20 protein-coding genes and 1 pseudogene are annotated in these 17,687 nt (G+C 39.0%); 1 reads left to right on the forward strand and 20 read right to left on the reverse strand.

Annotated features, from left to right (window positions below; genetic code table 11):
• The first annotated feature begins 116 nt into the window (after positions 1-116).
• Positions 117-1,541: an MATE family efflux transporter gene (locus tag KFE17_04785; GenBank protein ID QUO33068.1), complete on the forward strand. Its 1,425-nt coding sequence runs from the start codon at positions 117-119 to the stop codon at positions 1,539-1,541.
• 115 nt (positions 1,542-1,656) lie between these two features.
• Here KFE17_04785 and KFE17_04790 read toward each other — a convergent pair whose 3' ends face one another.
• The 20 genes and pseudogenes from KFE17_04790 to KFE17_04885 all read right to left on the reverse strand — a co-directional run bounded on the left by KFE17_04790 (position 1,657) and on the right by KFE17_04885 (position 17,605).
• Positions 1,657-2,115, reverse strand: coding sequence for a GNAT family N-acetyltransferase (locus tag KFE17_04790; protein QUO33069.1), 459 nt, complete (start codon positions 2,113-2,115; stop codon positions 1,657-1,659).
• 50 nt (positions 2,116-2,165) lie between these two features.
• Positions 2,166-2,657, reverse strand: coding sequence for a GNAT family N-acetyltransferase (locus KFE17_04795; GenBank protein QUO33621.1), 492 nt, complete (start codon positions 2,655-2,657; stop codon positions 2,166-2,168).
• Positions 2,631-3,356: pseudogene (locus KFE17_04800) on the reverse strand (class I SAM-dependent methyltransferase). Before KFE17_04800 ends, KFE17_04795 begins: the two are co-directional and overlap by 27 nt.
• A 48-nt stretch (positions 3,357-3,404) precedes the next feature.
• A complete protein-coding gene (locus KFE17_04805; protein QUO33070.1) occupies positions 3,405-5,249 on the reverse strand; it encodes an ABC transporter ATP-binding protein in 1,845 nt (614 codons plus the stop codon).
• Positions 5,239-7,077, reverse strand: a complete 1,839-nt coding sequence (locus KFE17_04810) for an ABC transporter ATP-binding protein (GenBank protein ID QUO33071.1) — start codon at positions 7,075-7,077, stop codon at positions 5,239-5,241. The genes KFE17_04805 and KFE17_04810 overlap by 11 nt, the downstream gene beginning before the upstream one ends.
• A gap of 132 nt (positions 7,078-7,209) precedes the next feature.
• Entirely contained in the window at positions 7,210-7,872 is a 663-nt protein-coding gene (locus KFE17_04815) for a GHKL domain-containing protein (protein ID QUO33072.1), read from the reverse strand.
• 11 nt (positions 7,873-7,883) lie between these two features.
• Positions 7,884-8,585 carry a response regulator transcription factor gene (locus KFE17_04820; GenBank protein ID QUO33073.1) on the reverse strand — a complete coding sequence of 234 codons (702 nt, stop codon included), beginning with the start codon at positions 8,583-8,585 and terminating at the stop codon, positions 7,884-7,886.
• 8 nt (positions 8,586-8,593) lie between these two features.
• A complete protein-coding gene (locus tag KFE17_04825; protein QUO33074.1) occupies positions 8,594-9,202 on the reverse strand; it encodes a hypothetical protein in 609 nt (202 codons plus the stop codon).
• Between the two features lie 13 nt (positions 9,203-9,215).
• Positions 9,216-10,004, reverse strand: a complete 789-nt coding sequence (locus tag KFE17_04830) for a methyltransferase domain-containing protein (protein ID QUO33075.1) — start codon at positions 10,002-10,004, stop codon at positions 9,216-9,218.
• Positions 10,005-10,031: 27 nt separating this feature from the next.
• Positions 10,032-10,532, reverse strand: coding sequence for a GNAT family N-acetyltransferase (locus KFE17_04835; protein QUO33076.1), 501 nt, complete (start codon positions 10,530-10,532; stop codon positions 10,032-10,034).
• Between the two features lie 89 nt (positions 10,533-10,621).
• Positions 10,622-11,533 (reverse strand): hypothetical protein, encoded by a 912-nt coding sequence (locus KFE17_04840; GenBank protein ID QUO33077.1) that lies wholly within the window; start codon positions 11,531-11,533, stop codon positions 10,622-10,624.
• Positions 11,534-11,595: 62 nt separating this feature from the next.
• Complete coding sequence (locus tag KFE17_04845; protein QUO33078.1) at positions 11,596-12,114, reverse strand: GNAT family N-acetyltransferase; 519 nt, start codon at positions 12,112-12,114, stop codon at positions 11,596-11,598.
• A gap of 113 nt (positions 12,115-12,227) precedes the next feature.
• Positions 12,228-13,007 carry a class I SAM-dependent methyltransferase gene (locus tag KFE17_04850; protein QUO33079.1) on the reverse strand — a complete coding sequence of 260 codons (780 nt, stop codon included), beginning with the start codon at positions 13,005-13,007 and terminating at the stop codon, positions 12,228-12,230.
• Between the two features lie 85 nt (positions 13,008-13,092).
• On the reverse strand, positions 13,093-13,431 hold the full coding sequence (locus KFE17_04855; GenBank protein ID QUO33080.1) for a nucleotide pyrophosphohydrolase: 339 nt from the start codon (positions 13,429-13,431) through the stop codon (positions 13,093-13,095).
• Positions 13,432-13,530: 99 nt separating this feature from the next.
• The gene (locus KFE17_04860; protein ID QUO33081.1) at positions 13,531-13,983 is read right to left on the reverse strand and encodes a GNAT family N-acetyltransferase; all 453 of its coding nucleotides are present in this window, start codon (positions 13,981-13,983) and stop codon (positions 13,531-13,533) included.
• Between the two features lie 95 nt (positions 13,984-14,078).
• Positions 14,079-14,540 (reverse strand): GNAT family N-acetyltransferase, encoded by a 462-nt coding sequence (locus KFE17_04865; protein QUO33082.1) that lies wholly within the window; start codon positions 14,538-14,540, stop codon positions 14,079-14,081.
• 104 nt (positions 14,541-14,644) lie between these two features.
• The gene (locus tag KFE17_04870; GenBank protein ID QUO33083.1) at positions 14,645-15,118 is read right to left on the reverse strand and encodes a hypothetical protein; all 474 of its coding nucleotides are present in this window, start codon (positions 15,116-15,118) and stop codon (positions 14,645-14,647) included.
• Positions 15,119-15,147: 29 nt separating this feature from the next.
• Complete coding sequence (locus KFE17_04875; protein QUO33084.1) at positions 15,148-16,245, reverse strand: hypothetical protein; 1,098 nt, start codon at positions 16,243-16,245, stop codon at positions 15,148-15,150.
• A gap of 67 nt (positions 16,246-16,312) precedes the next feature.
• Positions 16,313-16,840 (reverse strand): Fic family protein, encoded by a 528-nt coding sequence (locus KFE17_04880; protein ID QUO33622.1) that lies wholly within the window; start codon positions 16,838-16,840, stop codon positions 16,313-16,315.
• A gap of 105 nt (positions 16,841-16,945) precedes the next feature.
• Entirely contained in the window at positions 16,946-17,605 is a 660-nt protein-coding gene (locus tag KFE17_04885) for a nucleotidyltransferase domain-containing protein (GenBank protein QUO33085.1), read from the reverse strand.
• Between the last annotated feature and the right edge of the window lie 82 nt (positions 17,606-17,687).

The raw sequence follows: 17,687 nt of genomic DNA on the forward strand, positions 1-17,687 counted from the left end.
TCCTTTTCGGAAAATGTTAGTATAGAAATCATCACAAAAACAGGACCTTTGAGCGCTTACACAGCAGTCTCTAAAGGTCCTGTTTTGCGGAATCATTTTATCACAGGAGGTTTGTTATGATAAAAGTTAAGCATCAGATTGACTGGAAAGTTTTTATCCGTCTTGTTGTCGCAATTGCACTTCCGATTGCTTTTCAGAATTTCCTTTCAACAACCGCTAGTATGGTAGACACAATTATGATCGGAAGTCAGGGAGAACTTGCCGTTGCCGCTGTCGGAATCTGTTCCCAGATTTCTTCTCTATTCTTCTCCTGCTACTTTGGTTTTGCGGGAGGCGCGCTTCTATTCTTCTCCCAATACTGGGGCGCTCAAAATGAGGAAGGAATTAATCGGACGTTCGGCATGTCTTTATTGTATATGCTCGCAGTATCACTTCTGTTTGGCTGCGTCGCAATTACCTGTCCAAATTTCCTTCTCGGAATCTATACTGATAAGACAGACATTATAAAACTGGCAGTACCTTATATCAGAATTGTTGGATTTGCTTATCCGCTTCAGGTACTTGCGGTACTCGTCAGCTTTCTCATGCGCTCTACAGAACGTGTGAAAATACCTTTAGTCAGCTCAGCGGTTGCTCTGGTTGTCAACTTTGTGCTGAACTTTATCTTAATCTATGGACGCTTTGGAATGCCGAAAATGGGGCCGGCCGGAGCTGCTGTTGGAACACTCGTTTCCGGCATGGTCAATCTCATCATTCTGCTTGTTTTTCTTTTGAAAGACCACAGCACGATTCAGTTGAAACTGTCACAAATGTTCCACTGGAAAGATGGATTTGCCGGAATGTATCTGAAAAAATGTTTTCCAATTATTTTAAATGAGCTCTTTTACGGAATCGGACAGATGTTGATCAACATTGTTATCGGACATCAATCTTCCTCTGCCATTGCCGCAATGGCTGCATTCCGTGTTCTGGAAGGATTCGTCTTTGCTTTCTTTGGCGGACTTGCCGATGCAAGTACCGTTGTCGTCGGCAAAGAAGTCGGCTCCGGGCATCATATGAAAGGCTACCAGTATGTCAAAGGGTTCTCCATCCTTTGCCCGGCAATTACTTTTATCATTGTACTGACATGCCTTCTCTTAAACAGACCTCTGCTCGGACTATTCGGACTTGGCGCAGAAGCTATGTTCTACGGAAAATATATGCTCTTAATCTACCTTGCCGCCGGAACAATCCGGACATGTAATTATATTATGAATTCCTGCTTCCGCGCCGGAGGAGAGTCTGTCTTTGGTACAGTACTTGAAATCAGTTGTCTTTTCCTCATCAGTGTTCCAGCAACATGGATCGCCGGAATGGTACTGCACCTCCCATTTCTCGTGGTCTTCTCCTTCGTTTACACAGATGAGATCATCCGGCTCATTTTTGAACTGTGGTACACGCGAACCGGAAAATGGATCAAACCTGTGACCGAGGAAGGCCGGCGTACCGTTGAGGCATTCCGCCAGGAACTCCACGCGAAACAGCATAAGGCGATTTCATAATACAAGAGAAATCACACAATAAGAAACTGAAAGCATTAAAAAAATACCAGCATAATACCTGCCATACATTTTGACCTGATGTCATCATGCACGGACAGCTGTCATGCTGGTACTTTTATAATCCCATTACATACACCTGACACGGATTCCACTCATCCCACAGCGTCGGAAATACTTCAAATTCCCGGAATCCAAGCGACAGATAAAATCTATTTGTAGCGTCATATTCTTCATATCTTCCCATCTGCACAGTCTTTACCTGAATAAATGAATAGCCGTGTTCTTTTGCTACCTCTCTGGCCTGTTTAAAAAGAGCGCTTCCAACTCCCTTTCGGTGATAATCTTTCAAAACGCCCATCACATACAGCTCGACAGTATCCTTCCCAGTCTCTTTCAGATACAAAAATCCAACCGGCTTTTCTCCGTCAAATGCTGCCCAGAATAAATTTTCCGCGCTCGACTTAATATATTCCTCTCTCGCCCGCTCGATTCCAAACCACTCCGGAAGCGCTTCCAGAATTGCTCTCGTAATTTCTTTTTTCCTGTTTTTATCTTCCATCTGCAATACCTGCATATTGTCTACTCTCCTTTTTCATTTGGAATAATCTTATCATATTTAAAAAACTATTTACAGCCGCTCTTTCCTATGATTCGTTCATACGTTTCTTCACCCGTCTTCTGAAATCCTAGAGACTGGAACATCTTCTGACTTTGCGTATTGAATGAATAAATATTTGCCTTTACTTTATCTATTCCCTTTTCCTTTGCCAGGGCGACCATATTTTCAATACATTTGCGACCGATATGTCTGTTCTGATATTCCTTACAGACAACAATCGACAGTTCTGCATTCTCCTGAAGTGTCACATCCCCCACAAGGACTCCCTCATACTGAATGTAATAACAGTCTCCGTGTGTATCCAGATAATTGTACATCGCTCGTAACCGTTCAAGCGAATACACATGATCAATATTATCTACCTGTCTGCAAAGTTCCAGATCCTGATACCACGCAAGCGCCGTCTCCTCGTTCGGGTAATACGGTATCAGAAATAATTTATCATCCACCTTGCGGACTTTCTTTTCTTCCTCTTTGACTGCTTTCACCAGAAGCATCATCGGGCGGCGCATCTCATCCGACATTCCCGGAAGCTCCATCATATGTTCCGGCGGCATCGCTTCTTCCAACGCCTCTAGGCGGAATCCTGTTTTCAGAAGCAGATTAACGATCTGCGTCATCGTGTGGTGCTGCTTTTTCACGTTCTGTCCGAGGAAATAAGTCTGCCTTTCCCCCGGCGTGAAATAATGGTCTACCGGCCAATATAGCGGCTTCCCGGATTCATCATAGATCCAGTCCTGATGCACCCCTGCTGTAAAAACAGGGTGTTCGATGTTAAAGAGAAAACATCCGCCAGGCTTCAGTGTGTTATACACCTTCTTGTAAATCGCTTCCAGATCTGCAATATAATGCAGAACAAGGTTAGAAATGACGAGGTCATACATGCTGTCCGGATAGTCATAGTCTTCTATATTGCAAACCTGATATGTAATTGTTTCCTCCGAATGTTTTTCGACTGCCTTTTGGATCATCTTTTCACTACTGTCGATCCCAAGCACAAAAACCGCTCCCATATCGGCAGCATATTTGCAGTGCCATCCGTATCCACACCCAAGATCCAACACCTTTTTTCCTGTTAGATCAGGAATCATCGGCTGAAGCTGGTGCCATTCTCCTGCCGCTTGCAAACCGCCTTTGCTTCGCTCCATTTGACTGTATGCCTCAAAAAATTGTTCATTATCGTAAATATGGTTCATCATAGGATTCGTCCTCTTTGTCTGTTTTTTCAAACGTATTTATCTATCTTACTCTTCTACATAATACTGCGCCTGTGCACACCAAAGCTCATGATATTTCCCATTCTCATCAGAAAGCAGTTGTTCATGACTGCCGCTCTGTACAAGATGTCCTCTGTGAAATACTGCAATTTCATCACAAAACTTGCACGAGGACAGACGGTGGCTAATAAATACCGACGTTTTATCACTTGCAATATCGTTAAACCTTGCATAAATTTCTGCTTCTGCAATCGGATCCAGCGCCGCAGTCGGCTCATCCAGGATCATAAAAGGCGCATCCTTATAAAGCGCTCTTGCAAGTGCTATTTTCTGCTGTTCGCCACCCGAAAAATCAACTCCGTTATTATCATACTCCCTTCCAATATTCGTGTCAATTCCCTCTGGAAGCTGTGAAATTTTCTCACCTAACCCTACACGTTCCAGACATTCCAGCACGCGATTTTCATCTATCTGTCTGGATGCCGCTACATTTTCTGCAATAGAAAAAGAAAATAATGTATAATCCTGGAATGCCACCGAGAACAACTTCATATACTCCTCATATCGGTATCGTGTAATATCAATTCCGTTCAACAGAATTTTTCCTTCGGTCGGATCATAAAGACGGCACAGTAATTTAATAAATGTTGTCTTACCACTTCCATTTTCCCCAACAATTGCCATTTTCTCTCCGATTTTAAACTTCAAATTCACATGGCGCAATACCCACTCCTCACTGCGCGGATATTTGAATGATACGTCTCTAAATTCAATCTCATAATCAATGTCATCCCGTTTTTCAACCGCCAGCGTACCGTGATACATATGATTAGGCATTTCCAGATACTGAAACACTTCTTCCAGATACTCGTTGTTACTCCGAAGCTCTCCTATATCCGACGCCAACGCAGAAAGAGACTCTACAAATTTTTGAACAGTTCCCTGATATAAAATAAAATTGCCGATTCCAATTGCTCCCATCCATGCTTTCGCGGCAGTAAATAAAAACACGATTACTTTTACCAGTAGGTTAAGTAATTGCTTAACCCGAATTTCTACTGCCATAGCTGCCGCTAAATTCTCAACCCATTTTGGGTGCAACATATATTTTCGATAATCAGAAAGATATATCCGATTCAATTTGAATATCTGCATATCCGGTCCCCATACATTCTTATATGCATGAATCAGATTATTCTGCATCGCTAATACTTCAAATTCCTTATGACTTTTCGCAAGTGTCCTGGAAGAAATCCATATAGTCACCGCTGCATTGACACCAATAACGGCAGCAAAAATGAAAACAATCCATGGCGAATTAACTGCTTTCAAAAAACCGCTAAAAGAACCTGATACGGTCTGAAAAAGCGATACCGTAAGCAAAGTAGATGCAATAAGATCAAGAATTCTTCTCAGACAATCTTCCGGCATATAAAGCACTTTCAGAAGCCCCGCTTCCGTTGTTCTTGCAAACATATCTATTTTATTTCTCTTCCGGATTACATCTGGATTTTCAAGATGTTCATATGAAAAATGATTTTCCGCATCAAACAGATATCCTTGCAGGTGGCTGAATGACAATTCCTGAAGCGTTTTTAATTTCCCAGAAAAGAAACGGCTCAACACAGACAAAAGAAAAGTTCCAATTACTGTTATTCCCGCCAGCATCAGCATCTTCCTGAGACTGCTTTCTGCAATCAGCTCATTTACAATCCTTGCAGACATATATAATTGAAAATAAGGCTGTACACATACGGTCACTGCACTCGCGATCAAATACGGAATATAGGAAGGCATGATGTTCTGCCAGATTCGTATTCCTTTCATCACTAATTTCACATCTTTTCTAAAGGCACGCTTTTTATTCTCCATTATCAGCACCTCCATCTTTATAATACTTACTCTGGACATCAAACAGCTTTCTGTATGTCTTTCCTGATGCCATCAGCTCTTCATGCGTCCCTTCTTCTGCAAAATCTGCTCCATCCAAAAGAAAAATCCTGTCACAAAAACGAGTAGACGCCAGACGGTGTGAAATGAAAACAGAAGTTGCATCCGCTGTAATTTCACTGTATTTCTCATACATTCTGCTTTCCGCAATAGGATCCAGCGCAGCAGTCGGCTCATCAAGTATCATACATGGCGGATTTTTATAAAGAAGCCTTGCAAGTAACAGCTTCTGCTTCTCTCCGCCTGAAAGATCAATCGCTTCCTCAAACACTTCCCGGTAAAGCGGTGTATATTCTTTGTTTGGCAAGTTTTTTATTTTGTCAGCCAGTCCTGCTGTTTCAATACAGTGCCAAAGCTTCTTTCTGTCAATTTCTTCTTCTGTCATCGCACAGGCTATATTACGCCCAATCGACACTGGCAATAAATTATAATTCTGCGGAATCAAACCAAATGCTTCATAAAGTTCATCCCGGTTATATTCAAAAACAGAGTGTCCGTCAATTAGCACTTCCCCTTCATCCGGAATCAGCAAACCACACATCAACATCGTCAGTGTTGTTTTTCCAGCTCCATTTAAACCAACAAGTGCAATCTTTTCTCCGGCATTGATCCGAAAAGATACATGATCCAAAATCTGTTTTTCTCCCATTGGATACCGGTAACTCACATCTTTAAATTCAATTGAAAAAGGATTTTTAGGCACAGGTATCCCAGTTCCTGAATTTAACCGGTTTGTAATCTCCATACTTTCACGAAAATCTGAAATCTGAAGTGTTCCCTCAGAAATCTTACTCCAACTATTCAGAATTTCCGTCATATATTCTGAAAGCGCTGTGATCGCAGAAAAATATAAAACAAATAAAGCCGCATCTACTTCTCCCGCAGCAGCCTTAAAAATCAAAAATCCATACGCAAGTCCATCACGCACAAGCACAACGAGAAAACTGACAAACGCTGTCATAAAACTCCGATGCTCTTTTATGTTCACTTGCTTCTGACATTCCAACAGGCTTTTTCGATTCAGCTCATGCAGAAACATCTGCATCTGATAAAGCCGGATATCTTTTCCAAATTTAAAATTACCAGATAGTTTTTCATTTAAGTATCTCCGCCGCTTATCAGCCACATACAGGTAATCTCTCTGATTATAATTTGCTTTCCGTTCCCATATGCCCATACCATAAGAAATCATGCAGCCACATATCAGAAGAACAACAATCACCGGATGCAGTACAGAAACGACACCGCCAAACAACAAAAACTTGAAAACCGTTGCAATAATTTCTGCAAAATCCATAGGAAAATGCACTCCTGCCGTATGATTATTTTCAATCGCTTTTGAACCTCTTTCATTTAATTTCTGTACTTCTTCAGAATACTGATGATACCAGTCTCGATTACGCCGATTCTCAAACTGCAAATACATCAGTTGAAATGTTACATACATTTCATTCGGTTCTTTCCACATATCTAATAATGTATTTATGAATTCTGTCAAAAATCCAACCAGCAAAAGTCCTGCAATAACAAGAGCCACATAATTAAATGTAGTTGCCTCCTCCAACACTTTCAGAATAAGCGATGGTGTGTACAGCGTCACTGCTGCTGCCAAAAGGGACACCGGAACAATAAACACTCCATGAAATACAAGACGACGTTCATTCCGCCACAAATAGCGATACATATAACTGACACAACTGAAAAGACCATATTTCGGTTTGCGTTTTTGTTCTTTTTGTAATTTTTTCATATTCTAAGCCTCCTCATTTCATCTGATAAAATTATATAACACAGAACTGTCTTTCCAGCTTTTTCATGAACCAAATGTCTGTTACTGTGAACCAAATGCAAATGAGGCAGACATCTGCCTCACTCTAAACCTTTATTCATTCATTAATGGAATCAGGATCTCTGCCGTAAATCCACCATCCTCACTGTCAGCAGAAAACATACCTCCATATTTTGTAACTGCATTTTCTACACGCGCAAGTCCAAATCCATGTTGCTCTCCCTTCATTGACTCAAACAGCTTACCGCGATGTACCTGTTTCTCACCCGCAGCATTTGTAATTGCAAGATAAAGCTGCGTGTTCTTTTTTCCGATGTAAACGCGAATAAATCTATCATCCGGAGGAAGCTTCTTATTTTCTTCTATGGCATTATCAAGAAGATTCCCGATAATCACACACAAATCAATATCTGAAACTGTCACACCTTCTGGCAAAACTGCCTTTGCATTCACAGGAATATCATTTTGGGCAGCAATATTCATCTTTCCATTAAGAATCGCATCTACCATAACTCTTCCTGTTTTTACAGAAGTATCTACTGTAGTCAGATCTTGGTTCAGTTGATGTAGATATTCATTCACTTCATCATATTTTCCAAGCGCCATGCTTGCCTGCAATGCCTGAATATGATTATGATAGTCATGGCGCCAGCCACGCATTTTCATATACATACTTTCTACTTCATCACAATATTTTTGGAGCAGATCGCTTTGGTATTCTTCAATTCTTTTGTCTATCCATTTTTGAAATAACATTTTCTTTTCCTCTAAAACAGCCGAATAATTTCTTTCCCGATCTTCTGTGCCATCCCGCGGCTGATCGGCACTTCTGTACCATCCTTTAATATAACTGCATTATGATTAATCTGTTGAACATAGCGCAGATTCACAAGAAATGAACGCTGACATTTCAAAAAATATTCATCCAGCTCTTCCCCAATCTCTCCCAACGACACCCTCATCCGATATGAACGGTCTTCTGTATGGATGACTACATACTGCTTCTGAGCTTCCAGATAAGTAATCTTATGTACTGGTACAAGTACTGTCTGCCGATCAAATGTAATTACCAACTGCTTTTCTTGCCTTCCAAACTGTTCGACTGCACGATCAAGAACAGTGAACAGCTTATCCTTCACCACCGGCTTCATTAGATAATGAAGAGCTGACACCTCATATCCTTCCGACATAAAATCAGGAAATCCGGTAATAAAAATAATTTGTACCCGCTTATTCTCCTCCCGGATATGCTTCGCCAGAGCAACGCCATCCATTTCTTTCATTTCAATATCTAAGAGAAGAATATCCCAATCTTTATGATCTTCGTACTGAAACAAAAAACTTTCTGCTGAACAAAATTTTTCTATCCAAACATCTAACTGTCTTGTTTTCATCCAGTCTTTCAAGATGTTCTCCACATATTCTGCGTCTGCATTTCTGTCATCTATAATTGCCGCACGATAATCCATGCACTCACCTACTTTCTCCCTGCAAAGAAATCATCGCAAAACTGATTCCATTTTCTTTCATATTCGCTGTGTGATATCGGCGCAAGATCCCGCGGTGTATGTACATGCCGTTTCCTGGCCTCTTTAACAAACTCCCAAATATAGTCATCTACACTATCTTCTGTCGCCCGCACTTCTGTCCAACCGTTCATCGCCGCGTAATATAAGCGAGTATGTCCATCCAGAGAAACATATCCTTCCTCAAAAGGCGCAACTGGAACAATGATTTCTTCTGATGTTTGAACGAAATGGCTGATTGCTCTGACTTTTTCTTCATCCACATAAAACTGTGACGGCTGAATCACATCCAACGGAACTGTAAATATTTCTTTCCGTGCGTATTGTTTTACAAGTCTGTGTTCCGTATCATAAAAATATGTAATCTGCGGTGTATAAAAACGAAATTCTTCTATCACCGGCAAATACATTCCCGGATTGCTGCCTTTTATGACGGCTTCAAAATCTGAGACGATTTCCACCTCATAAGGCATCCCGTCTGCCAAAAAGCATCCATGCTGCCAGAGCACCTTTTGAGAAAAGCGTTCGTCCCGGTATCCATTTATCCTTTCAATTTCCATTTAGGTTTCTCCTTTATTCTTTTCTGAAGATGTCCAGTGTATGGTGTGAATACCCAATCATATCCTGCCTCTCGCAAGTTGCAAGATGATATTTTAAATAAAGTTCATACATCCGGTCATCCATCTGATCTACGGTTTCTCTCATATGATTTGCGTATCCGTCTGCTGCGATAAAATGCAGCGATGTCACATGGAATTTTGAGCGGAGCTTATCAATATCTTCTTTTCGATACAGCTCAAATATATCCCATGGCTTTGAAAACGCAGCAAATGTTTCCGTATTAATGTTACATTTCTCGATAATATTGTAAATCTCCCCACGGATAAATCCATAGGATAAAATGCTCGCATCCCCCATACAGTATGCAGCAAAAATAATCCCGCCTTTCTTTGTTACCCTGATTGCTTCTGATAATGCTTTTAACTGATCTTCTGTTGTAAACAAGTGGTACATCGGACCAAGCAGAAGCGTAATATCGTACGTATCACTTGCAAAAGCAGACAAATCCATCGCGTTGCCCTGTGTGATCGTGACCGGTTCCTCTTCGATTGTATTCTTCTTAAAAATCTCAATATTATGTTCTACTAATTCGACCGCATCCACCTGATAACCTTTTTGCGCCAAAGCATGACTATAACGCCCGGTTGCTGCCCCAATCTCCAGGATACGCATCCCCAGTTCAAGATATTTCTCAATATATTTCATCGTCGTGATATACTCTACCATTCCATGCTTTGATACGAGACGGCCTTCCTCATCATATCCTTCATAATAATTTGTTAAACAGTCCATTTGATTCATACTGCATTACCTCCCGAAAAGTTCAAATCATAATTCCCGCTCTGCCACCACCACAGTATAGTGATCCGTATCGTATGTAACCCCTGTTGCGGTAAATCCATTCTTGCGCCAGAAATGCTCTGCCTGTGGATTGCCTTTCACCCAGCCAAGCCGAACATGCTCAAACCCGATTTCCGTTAAATAAGAACATAATTCATCAATAATTGCGCTTCCGATTCCGGTATTCTGAACAGATACGTCTGTCATAAAGAAACCTATAAAAGCCGTATTTTCATTTGGATATGCCCTAATCAAATCCATTACAGCAATCAATTTTTCTGCATCATAGTACCCCAGATAATACTTATCAGACAGCTCCTTGTTCGGAGGAAGCGCTTTCATGTCATCCGCAATACTTTCTTCCGTAACAAACGGCGGACAGTACTGATAAAACAAATGATTTTTGCAGCACAGTGTGAAGATATCCGCAATATCTGCCTCCTTCATACGCCGCACTGTATAACATTTAGAAAACTGTGAAATATCCATTTGATTTTCTCCATCTCTCTGTAAATTTATACAAAAATACTTTTCTTCTATCCTAAAAAAATTCCATACTAGGCCTGTGTAAATAATATTTAAAACAAATCCAGCATATTATCCAGATAGATTTTTTCTCTGACATGTAGCTGGTATTCTGGCTTTGTCATATAGTAGAGCAAAAATTCCAGAAGCAACGCACTTCCCAGACCACGGCCTTCAATCTTAAAATTGGAAAATCCCATCGGTAAGTAACTGTTTTGAATATCATTCACACTGATAAACCCGGGATTTTCCATTGCTTTTGAAAACCGGTAACCTTCCCCTGCATCAGGGGCAGCACAGCGGTGTCCGCAATCATCTTCTCCAAGATTTCTCCGGCTAACAGCTTCATAGCACTGCTTCCTGTCCTTGCAGCCAAACCAACAACACTCATTACACAGAAACTCTACTTTGTCCTTCTGTTTCGCAGACAACACACGCAACTGTTCCCAAATTTTATTTAGCCGAAAGTCCGGTACAATATAAAGAAACTCATCTCGGTTCACTTCATCTACAAATTGCCGGAACTCTGTCAAAACCTTCGTAGTAGATGAAACAAAATAGAGTTTCGGGTAATTTATTTTCAGATAGTCTAACAGCAGATCTGAATGAACAATGACACCATTTCGTTTTTCTCCACTTTCTTCAAGCAAAGCGCAGAGCAGATTACATTTCTTATCTGAAAGGTGCTCTTCCCGGAGCAGAGAATTGCTGAATGTCAGCCGGGCAGAAATCCCGTATTCCTGCATCAGCCCCAGAACCTTGTCCGGATCGCAATCTCCACCTCCAACACGGCCTCCGCCCCAAATACACTCTGCCGGAGCGCCATATATGGAACCTATCTCACACCAATCATAAAAATATTCTCTGTGTTCACGAAACAATGGCAAAAAAATACAATAGAATTCATAGAATTCAAATAAACCGGGAAGATGGTAATATGCTATGTTCTTTCTTAATTCATTCATATCTACCTTGTCACCTCATTTATCAGTAGTTTTATATTATCTGTTGTTTGCTGCATGATATCTTAAAAAGTCAGTGCAAAAATTCCACCGTCAAACACAATATCATTTCCTGCAGAATCTTTATAAAAGGATACCTTTTCTGTTCCGATTTGCTGGAATCCTAAAGATTTCAATAATAATACTGACGGTACATTGTTTATTGCTGTACCTGCAGTAAATCTCGTTATTCCACACCCGCGCAAATATTCAAAAAGTTTCAAATGACTTTCTCTGGCATATCCTTTTCCGTGGAAATCCGAATGAAAACAATATCCGATTTCATATCCATTTTTTCTCATGTTAAAAGCAATATACCCAATAACTATATTGTTCAGGCAAACAGCAAAAAACATATGTTCCAACCCTCGATTAGCTTTTGCCCATTGGAGTATCCTTTCCCGAACCGCTTCATCATCTGTATTATGAGGTCTATCATACTTGGCAAATTCAGAAGTATTAAAATCCTCCCAAATTTTCTGAATGCTTTTCCAATCATTCTCTGTTATATGTCTTATAACAAGTCTTTCTGTTTTCAATAACATGGCAATTTTTCTCTCCATAAATTTTAAATTATTACTGTATTTCCTAAGCACATTAATGAAAAATCCTGATATAACTCATATCATTGAACGATGTTCCTATATCTGAACCCTCTCTATGATGCTATAAACATTCCATATTCCTTTGGCACATTTAAAACTCCATCTATTAAATTTTGCATTAGAATTTCTTTTATTATATGTTTTGATACATTATTTAATAATGTCATACTGGAAAGCGAATAAATATAATCCACCATATCATCTACATTGCTCACTGCTAATGAATCAATATATTCTAACTTTTTAATTTTCGAAAATGACTTACTTAAAATTCCAGCTCCATTTTGGAGTGTAAAATTTTTATTTAAATTATCTTCAACGCCATATGGAGCAAGGATCTCAGAAAGATACTCGATAATTCCATGTTCTCCATATGTTGCACAATAAAAAGAACCATCTCTTTTTAACACCCGTCGTACCTCAGCTAACCCTGTATATATATCAGGTACATGATATAACATCATATTAGCTATAACAGCATCAAATGTTTCATCTTCATAAGGTATTTCTTGAATATCCAAAACTTTATACTCAATATTATCATAATTGCCTACATTCTCTTTTGCTGCTGTTATCATTCCTTCAGAAAAATCAGATAATATCAACGTTGAACACTTGCTAATTAGAGTCTCTCTGTTCTTCCATATATCTCCTGTTCCACAACCTAATTCCAAAATTTTCATGCCTTTATTAATCCTATAATTTGAAATAATCCAATTTCCAAATCCCTGCTTATTTGTTGAATATTTATCATGAATAGACATTCTTGTATTTAAATTTTTTGCAGTTGCATACTGCTGTTTTATAACTGAAATATTATTTATTTTATTCATACTTCCATCCCCATTTATCAATGTCTGTACAACTAACTATCCTCAAAAGAGATAACAAACCCCAATACTGCAAATGGTTCTGGTGTCATCTCTGTACTCTCTTGTCCAGGATAAACTGCTCCAGATTAATCTTATGATGATATTTTACAGAAGCAACTTTATCTTTTTCCAAGATAATCTTATTCATATCCAGACCATTCAGTGCGGCAATGGCTATGGCATAATGAATTACATCCGCCAATTCATTGCCCAATTGTGCCTGTAGATCTTCGTCACCGGAAGCTTTTCTACCGGCTTTTTTGTTTAGAACCTCGGCTACTTCTCCAATCTCTTCCACAAGCTTCATAAAGAGACTTTGATCAATGCCGTCATTGCTGTAATGATTCAGTAAATAAGCTTCCAGTTCCTCTATAGTTATTTTCATTCTCTGCACCTCCAACACGACCTCCGCCCCAAATACAATCTGCCGGAGCTCCATATTTAGTTATCTTTCTCCATAAAACACTCTATAATTCAAAACAACTTACCGATGAATATACATTCTTGTCAAATCGGTTTCTCCATCCCCCTGCACCATACAGAAAAACTCCCATCCATATCTTTCATAAAAATCTGTATGATCCGTAATCAAATAAATGGGTGTAATTCCTTTCGATTTCATATCCTCGACAACCATATTAAGTAAATGACCTGCGATTCCTTGACACCGGCAATCTTTTTCAGTATATACTGCACATATATTCGGGCTAAGATCTTTTCTATTGTGAAAATCATTCTCAATGACTCCCATACCACCTACAATCCGCTCTCCATCCATGCACAAATACCAACCATACTCTGTTTCTTTATTAAGATACGCTTCCATACCTTCCAAATAAGCTTCCTTTGGCACGTTCCATTTATTATGAAACCATAAAGCTGCCCGTTCCTTTAGTTGCGGTCTTTCTCTTAAAGTAATATATGTATACTCTCTCATATTTTGATCCTCTCCTATTTCATACAACTATTTGCTGACTGTTTTTTTCTGCAAAATAAAACATATTTTTTCTTTTCTATAAATTTCGCGTTTATTTACTTTAAAGTCTCCACCATATAATAAAATTCTCCCTTCCCAATCGGAGTAGTTCGCACTATCGGCGGGCCAGAAATAGTAAAGCCGGCTTTTTCATAACATTTGATTGCTCTTATATTCCAACTTCTAACTTCTATAGCTACCTTTTTCGCCGGGTACTGTTTATGCGAAAGCTCACAGGCCATTTTAACAATTTGCTGTCCATAGCCTTTACCACAGTACTGTGGATGCACCCCAACTCCCAGAAAAATATTTGATTCAGTTTCTTTTAAATTAATATAACCAACCAGCTTTTCTCCGTCATAATACGAATAATAATTGTTCTGTCGATTAGCAAACCCTCGATGATTTTTCATCTGTTCCATGTAAGGGATATTGTTATAAATGGAATATGGTTCCTCATATTTCCATTCGCTTATCATGTATTTTTCTTTTTCTGTCGTTCGATGATACTGAAGCATTTGCACTCTCCTTGTCAATAAGCTTTATCATATGCAGCTTTTAAATCCATTGTATAAAAGACCGTTTTTTGATAAAATTTCTTCCGCATCCTTAAATTTTAGTTTTATATTTCTTTTCTTCCAAAAGGAATAAATAATAGCGGACCAAAAGACGAAAGAATCTCTGAAATCATAATATTGTCCGTCAGTTTCATCAAAAATTGCGAAATCATTCCTTTCCAATTTTGAATGTATGCAAGAGTAACACTTAACTCAAGCGGGAAGTTTGGAAACAAACTCTGTGCCAATATGATTAGAAGGTAGATAGAAGACATAATTCCGGCAGAGACCGCAATCTCTTTTTTGGTCATAGAGCGAAAGGCCCATAAACCTCCAATTAACACTATAATTAGAAATATCACTGTGTGGAAAATTGCTGAGCGTACAGGATCCGTAGAAACTATCGTAACGCCATCAGCATCTACCGTCTTTACACCAAAAAAGAAACCTCCAAGATAGGCGGTAATAGAAAAACTAATCCAACTAGCAACCATGCAAAAAACCGGAACTTTCCACAATGTCTGAATCCGCACTTTCATGAGTATCTCTCCTTTTTCTATATTTAATTTCATATGAGTGTGAATACTGCATCTGAAAACTGCTTCACAATATATGAAATATACCATTCTACGTTATCCTTCACCGATTCGAAATGCAAAGAAGAACAAACGCTATGAATCTTTTCCTCTGCATCATTTTCTAGTATCATTGCTGTTGGTCCGCTGTTACCTCCAATGATACTTACACAACAAACTCCTTGAGTTGATCCCAGATTGGATTTATCGTTCCACTCAGGATTCTCTATCGGTTGATCACTTTCAGCGCAATCATGAATCATAATTTCTTTTCCCCACTCAGGACTGACCGTATAATTCATAGCAATAAAATAAGTAGGATACCTCCACCGTTTAGGTAACAAACTACTCTCTGGCAATATTTGTTGTTCTATACTTTGTACCGTCAATTCAAATGCCTTACCACTGATGGGGTGGATAAAAGTAACTTTATCACCGGGAGCCTGTACTACAAAATGTTCTCCGGGAACTCTGTCTGGCTGCTGCTCCATTATAAGTGAAAGGGACTTAATTTCTGAACGGCGTTTACTTGCCCATGGAAAAGCATTTCTGAAAATAACCCAACCATATGATTTATCCAAATGATAATGCTCTACTACCCTTTTTGTTTCTAAATCATAACCATTTTTGTCTGCTAAATACGGATTAAAACATATAGAACAACCACGCGAAACCGTCATTTCTTTATTATTTAACTTTAACATCGGGTGAAAATGAAAACATAATGGATTCTCTATTTCCATCTGCATTTGCTGTTCATTGGTAAAACCATCATAGAAATCACTTTTACAGCTTAGCTTCCACTTTTCCATAAAATTCTGTATTCTCCTGGCATCCACACGCATACAAAAATCTATGACAAGACCTTTTCCGCAGGAATATGTCACCGGAATAAACCAGTGATATCCTGCCCAGTCAAAATGCTGATTCACCGGAATTTCTTTTCCGGCATGATCTCTTCCATGGTGTCCCCAGAAATTTCCTTCATAATAAACTTTCCATTCAGGAAATTTCGATTCTGCAGACGGCTTCATATCAGCAGCACAATAATCCTCTTCTTCTTGTAAAAATTTCTTGAATGTGTTTTCCATAAATCATCCTCATCTTTCGATCATCCTAATTGTGTTATAAAACTCGCTTGGATTCAATACTTGTTAATTATAACATGCAATTCATAATAACGCTGATCATCATTTCCTTTTCTTCCGGTCTTGATTCTGCAATCATAATAGTCAATGCAACTAAAGTAGCATCTGCTATTTTCTTCTCTCCATCCACAAATAGCGCCTCATTTTTATCAAGAAAATAAAGAAACATTGTTGCAGCGATTCTTTTATTTCCATCAAGAAAGCTGTGGTTCTTCGTTACAAAGTATAACAGGTTTGCCGCTTTTTCTTCCAAAGATTCATAAAGCTCTGTTCCTGCAAATGACTGATAAATATTTCCGATACTCCCTTTAAAAGAATCATCTTTTTCTTTTCCAAACAAATCCGATTCGTCTCCAAATCGCATACTTTGAATGATATCTATACATTCCTCATAGGAAAGTACATATGTTGCGCGATTTCCGTTAGGTCTTGTCATATTCTGGTGATCATAACAATCCAACAACTCTAATGCCCTGCTGTATTTTTCTATTACAGAACGAACCTGTCTGCTGTCCAGCTCATTTTCCGTCCGCCTCATGTTATCTTCTTTTTCCGATATTACAACTTCATTTTTGTTCATACTCTTTCTCCAGTTCTATCCCTTTTTCGCGCAATATCTGCTGCACCTTCATCTAATATGTGATTAATCATTTTCAGCAATCCATTTCTTCGACCAAATCAACAATGTTTCGGACATCAAATCGAACTCAACCATTCCGCCTTTTTTCAAATTTAAAAAGTTGGAAACAATCACCCGTTCATCGGCAGATACAACTTGAAGCAATTCCTTTTGGTGTCTGATATAGTTTCCTGTCTGCTTAAAAGCAATTGCCTGTACAATGAAAGAAGCAGATTTATACAATCCTCGCAAGATATCTTCACTCTTTTCATACAACATATTATGAACACAGCCGTGAAATATGTTGCAGGCACCGATTTTGATTGCTCTGTTCACACTACTATCATCAATAACTGCCAGTAATTCATCAAGACTCCCTTTCATCGGTGTGGTGTCATAATAGAACTGAAACAAGTCAGACGGTTCCCAATTCATAATATCGTCTTTCCCTGAAAGGAAACCACAAAGCATTTCCCTATTTGGAAGGGTATCTAACATTGCATTATAAGTTCGAATATCCATAGCAGACAATTCATCCAGAATTACAACAATATCAATATCGCTTGTCTCCATCGCTTCTCCACGTCCATAACTGCCCTGTAAACCGACAAACCATACACGGCTTCCGAAAGTCTCATCTAATGTCTGTAGGAAATTTTTCATCCAAACAGTAATATCTAACATCTTGATTACCTCGTTAAATTCAAAATTTTATAATCACATTATAGCATACACACTTTTGAAATCCCATACCCTCTCGTCGGAT

This window comes from Faecalicatena sp. Marseille-Q4148, from assembly GCA_018228665.1.
GTDB lineage: Bacteria > Bacillota > Clostridia > Lachnospirales > Lachnospiraceae > UBA9414.

Excerpts from the sequence above, each read along its gene's own strand:
- KFE17_04825 (QUO33074.1), bottom strand. The coding sequence starts at position 9,202 with ATGGAAATTGAAAGGATAAATGGATACCGGGACGAACGCTTTTCTCAA.
- KFE17_04830 (QUO33075.1), bottom strand. The coding sequence starts at position 10,004 with ATGAATCAAATGGACTGTTTAACAAATTATTATGAAGGATATGATGAG.
- KFE17_04850 (QUO33079.1), bottom strand. The coding sequence starts at position 13,007 with ATGAATAAAATAAATAATATTTCAGTTATAAAACAGCAGTATGCAACT.
- KFE17_04820 (QUO33073.1), bottom strand. The coding sequence starts at position 8,585 with ATGGATTATCGTGCGGCAATTATAGATGACAGAAATGCAGACGCAGAA.
- KFE17_04840 (QUO33077.1), bottom strand. The coding sequence starts at position 11,533 with ATGAATGAATTAAGAAAGAACATAGCATATTACCATCTTCCCGGTTTA.
- KFE17_04880 (QUO33622.1), bottom strand. The coding sequence starts at position 16,840 with ATGAGGCGGACGGAAAATGAGCTGGACAGCAGACAGGTTCGTTCTGTA.
- KFE17_04790 (QUO33069.1), bottom strand. The coding sequence starts at position 2,115 with ATGCAGGTATTGCAGATGGAAGATAAAAACAGGAAAAAAGAAATTACG.
- KFE17_04815 (QUO33072.1), bottom strand. The coding sequence starts at position 7,872 with ATGTTATTTCAAAAATGGATAGACAAAAGAATTGAAGAATACCAAAGC.
- KFE17_04835 (QUO33076.1), bottom strand. The coding sequence starts at position 10,532 with ATGGATATTTCACAGTTTTCTAAATGTTATACAGTGCGGCGTATGAAG.
- KFE17_04785 (QUO33068.1), top strand. The coding sequence starts at position 117 with ATGATAAAAGTTAAGCATCAGATTGACTGGAAAGTTTTTATCCGTCTT.
- KFE17_04885 (QUO33085.1), bottom strand. The coding sequence starts at position 17,605 with ATGTTAGATATTACTGTTTGGATGAAAAATTTCCTACAGACATTAGAT.
- KFE17_04845 (QUO33078.1), bottom strand. The coding sequence starts at position 12,114 with ATGTTATTGAAAACAGAAAGACTTGTTATAAGACATATAACAGAGAAT.
- KFE17_04875 (QUO33084.1), bottom strand. The coding sequence starts at position 16,245 with ATGGAAAACACATTCAAGAAATTTTTACAAGAAGAAGAGGATTATTGT.
- KFE17_04865 (QUO33082.1), bottom strand. The coding sequence starts at position 14,540 with ATGCTTCAGTATCATCGAACGACAGAAAAAGAAAAATACATGATAAGC.
- KFE17_04810 (QUO33071.1), bottom strand. The coding sequence starts at position 7,077 with ATGAAAAAATTACAAAAAGAACAAAAACGCAAACCGAAATATGGTCTT.
- KFE17_04860 (QUO33081.1), bottom strand. The coding sequence starts at position 13,983 with ATGAGAGAGTATACATATATTACTTTAAGAGAAAGACCGCAACTAAAG.
- KFE17_04870 (QUO33083.1), bottom strand. The coding sequence starts at position 15,118 with ATGAAAGTGCGGATTCAGACATTGTGGAAAGTTCCGGTTTTTTGCATG.
- KFE17_04805 (QUO33070.1), bottom strand. The coding sequence starts at position 5,249 with ATGGAGAATAAAAAGCGTGCCTTTAGAAAAGATGTGAAATTAGTGATG.
- KFE17_04855 (QUO33080.1), bottom strand. The coding sequence starts at position 13,431 with ATGAAAATAACTATAGAGGAACTGGAAGCTTATTTACTGAATCATTAC.
- KFE17_04795 (QUO33621.1), bottom strand. The coding sequence starts at position 2,657 with ATGCTTCTGGTGAAAGCAGTCAAAGAGGAAGAAAAGAAAGTCCGCAAG.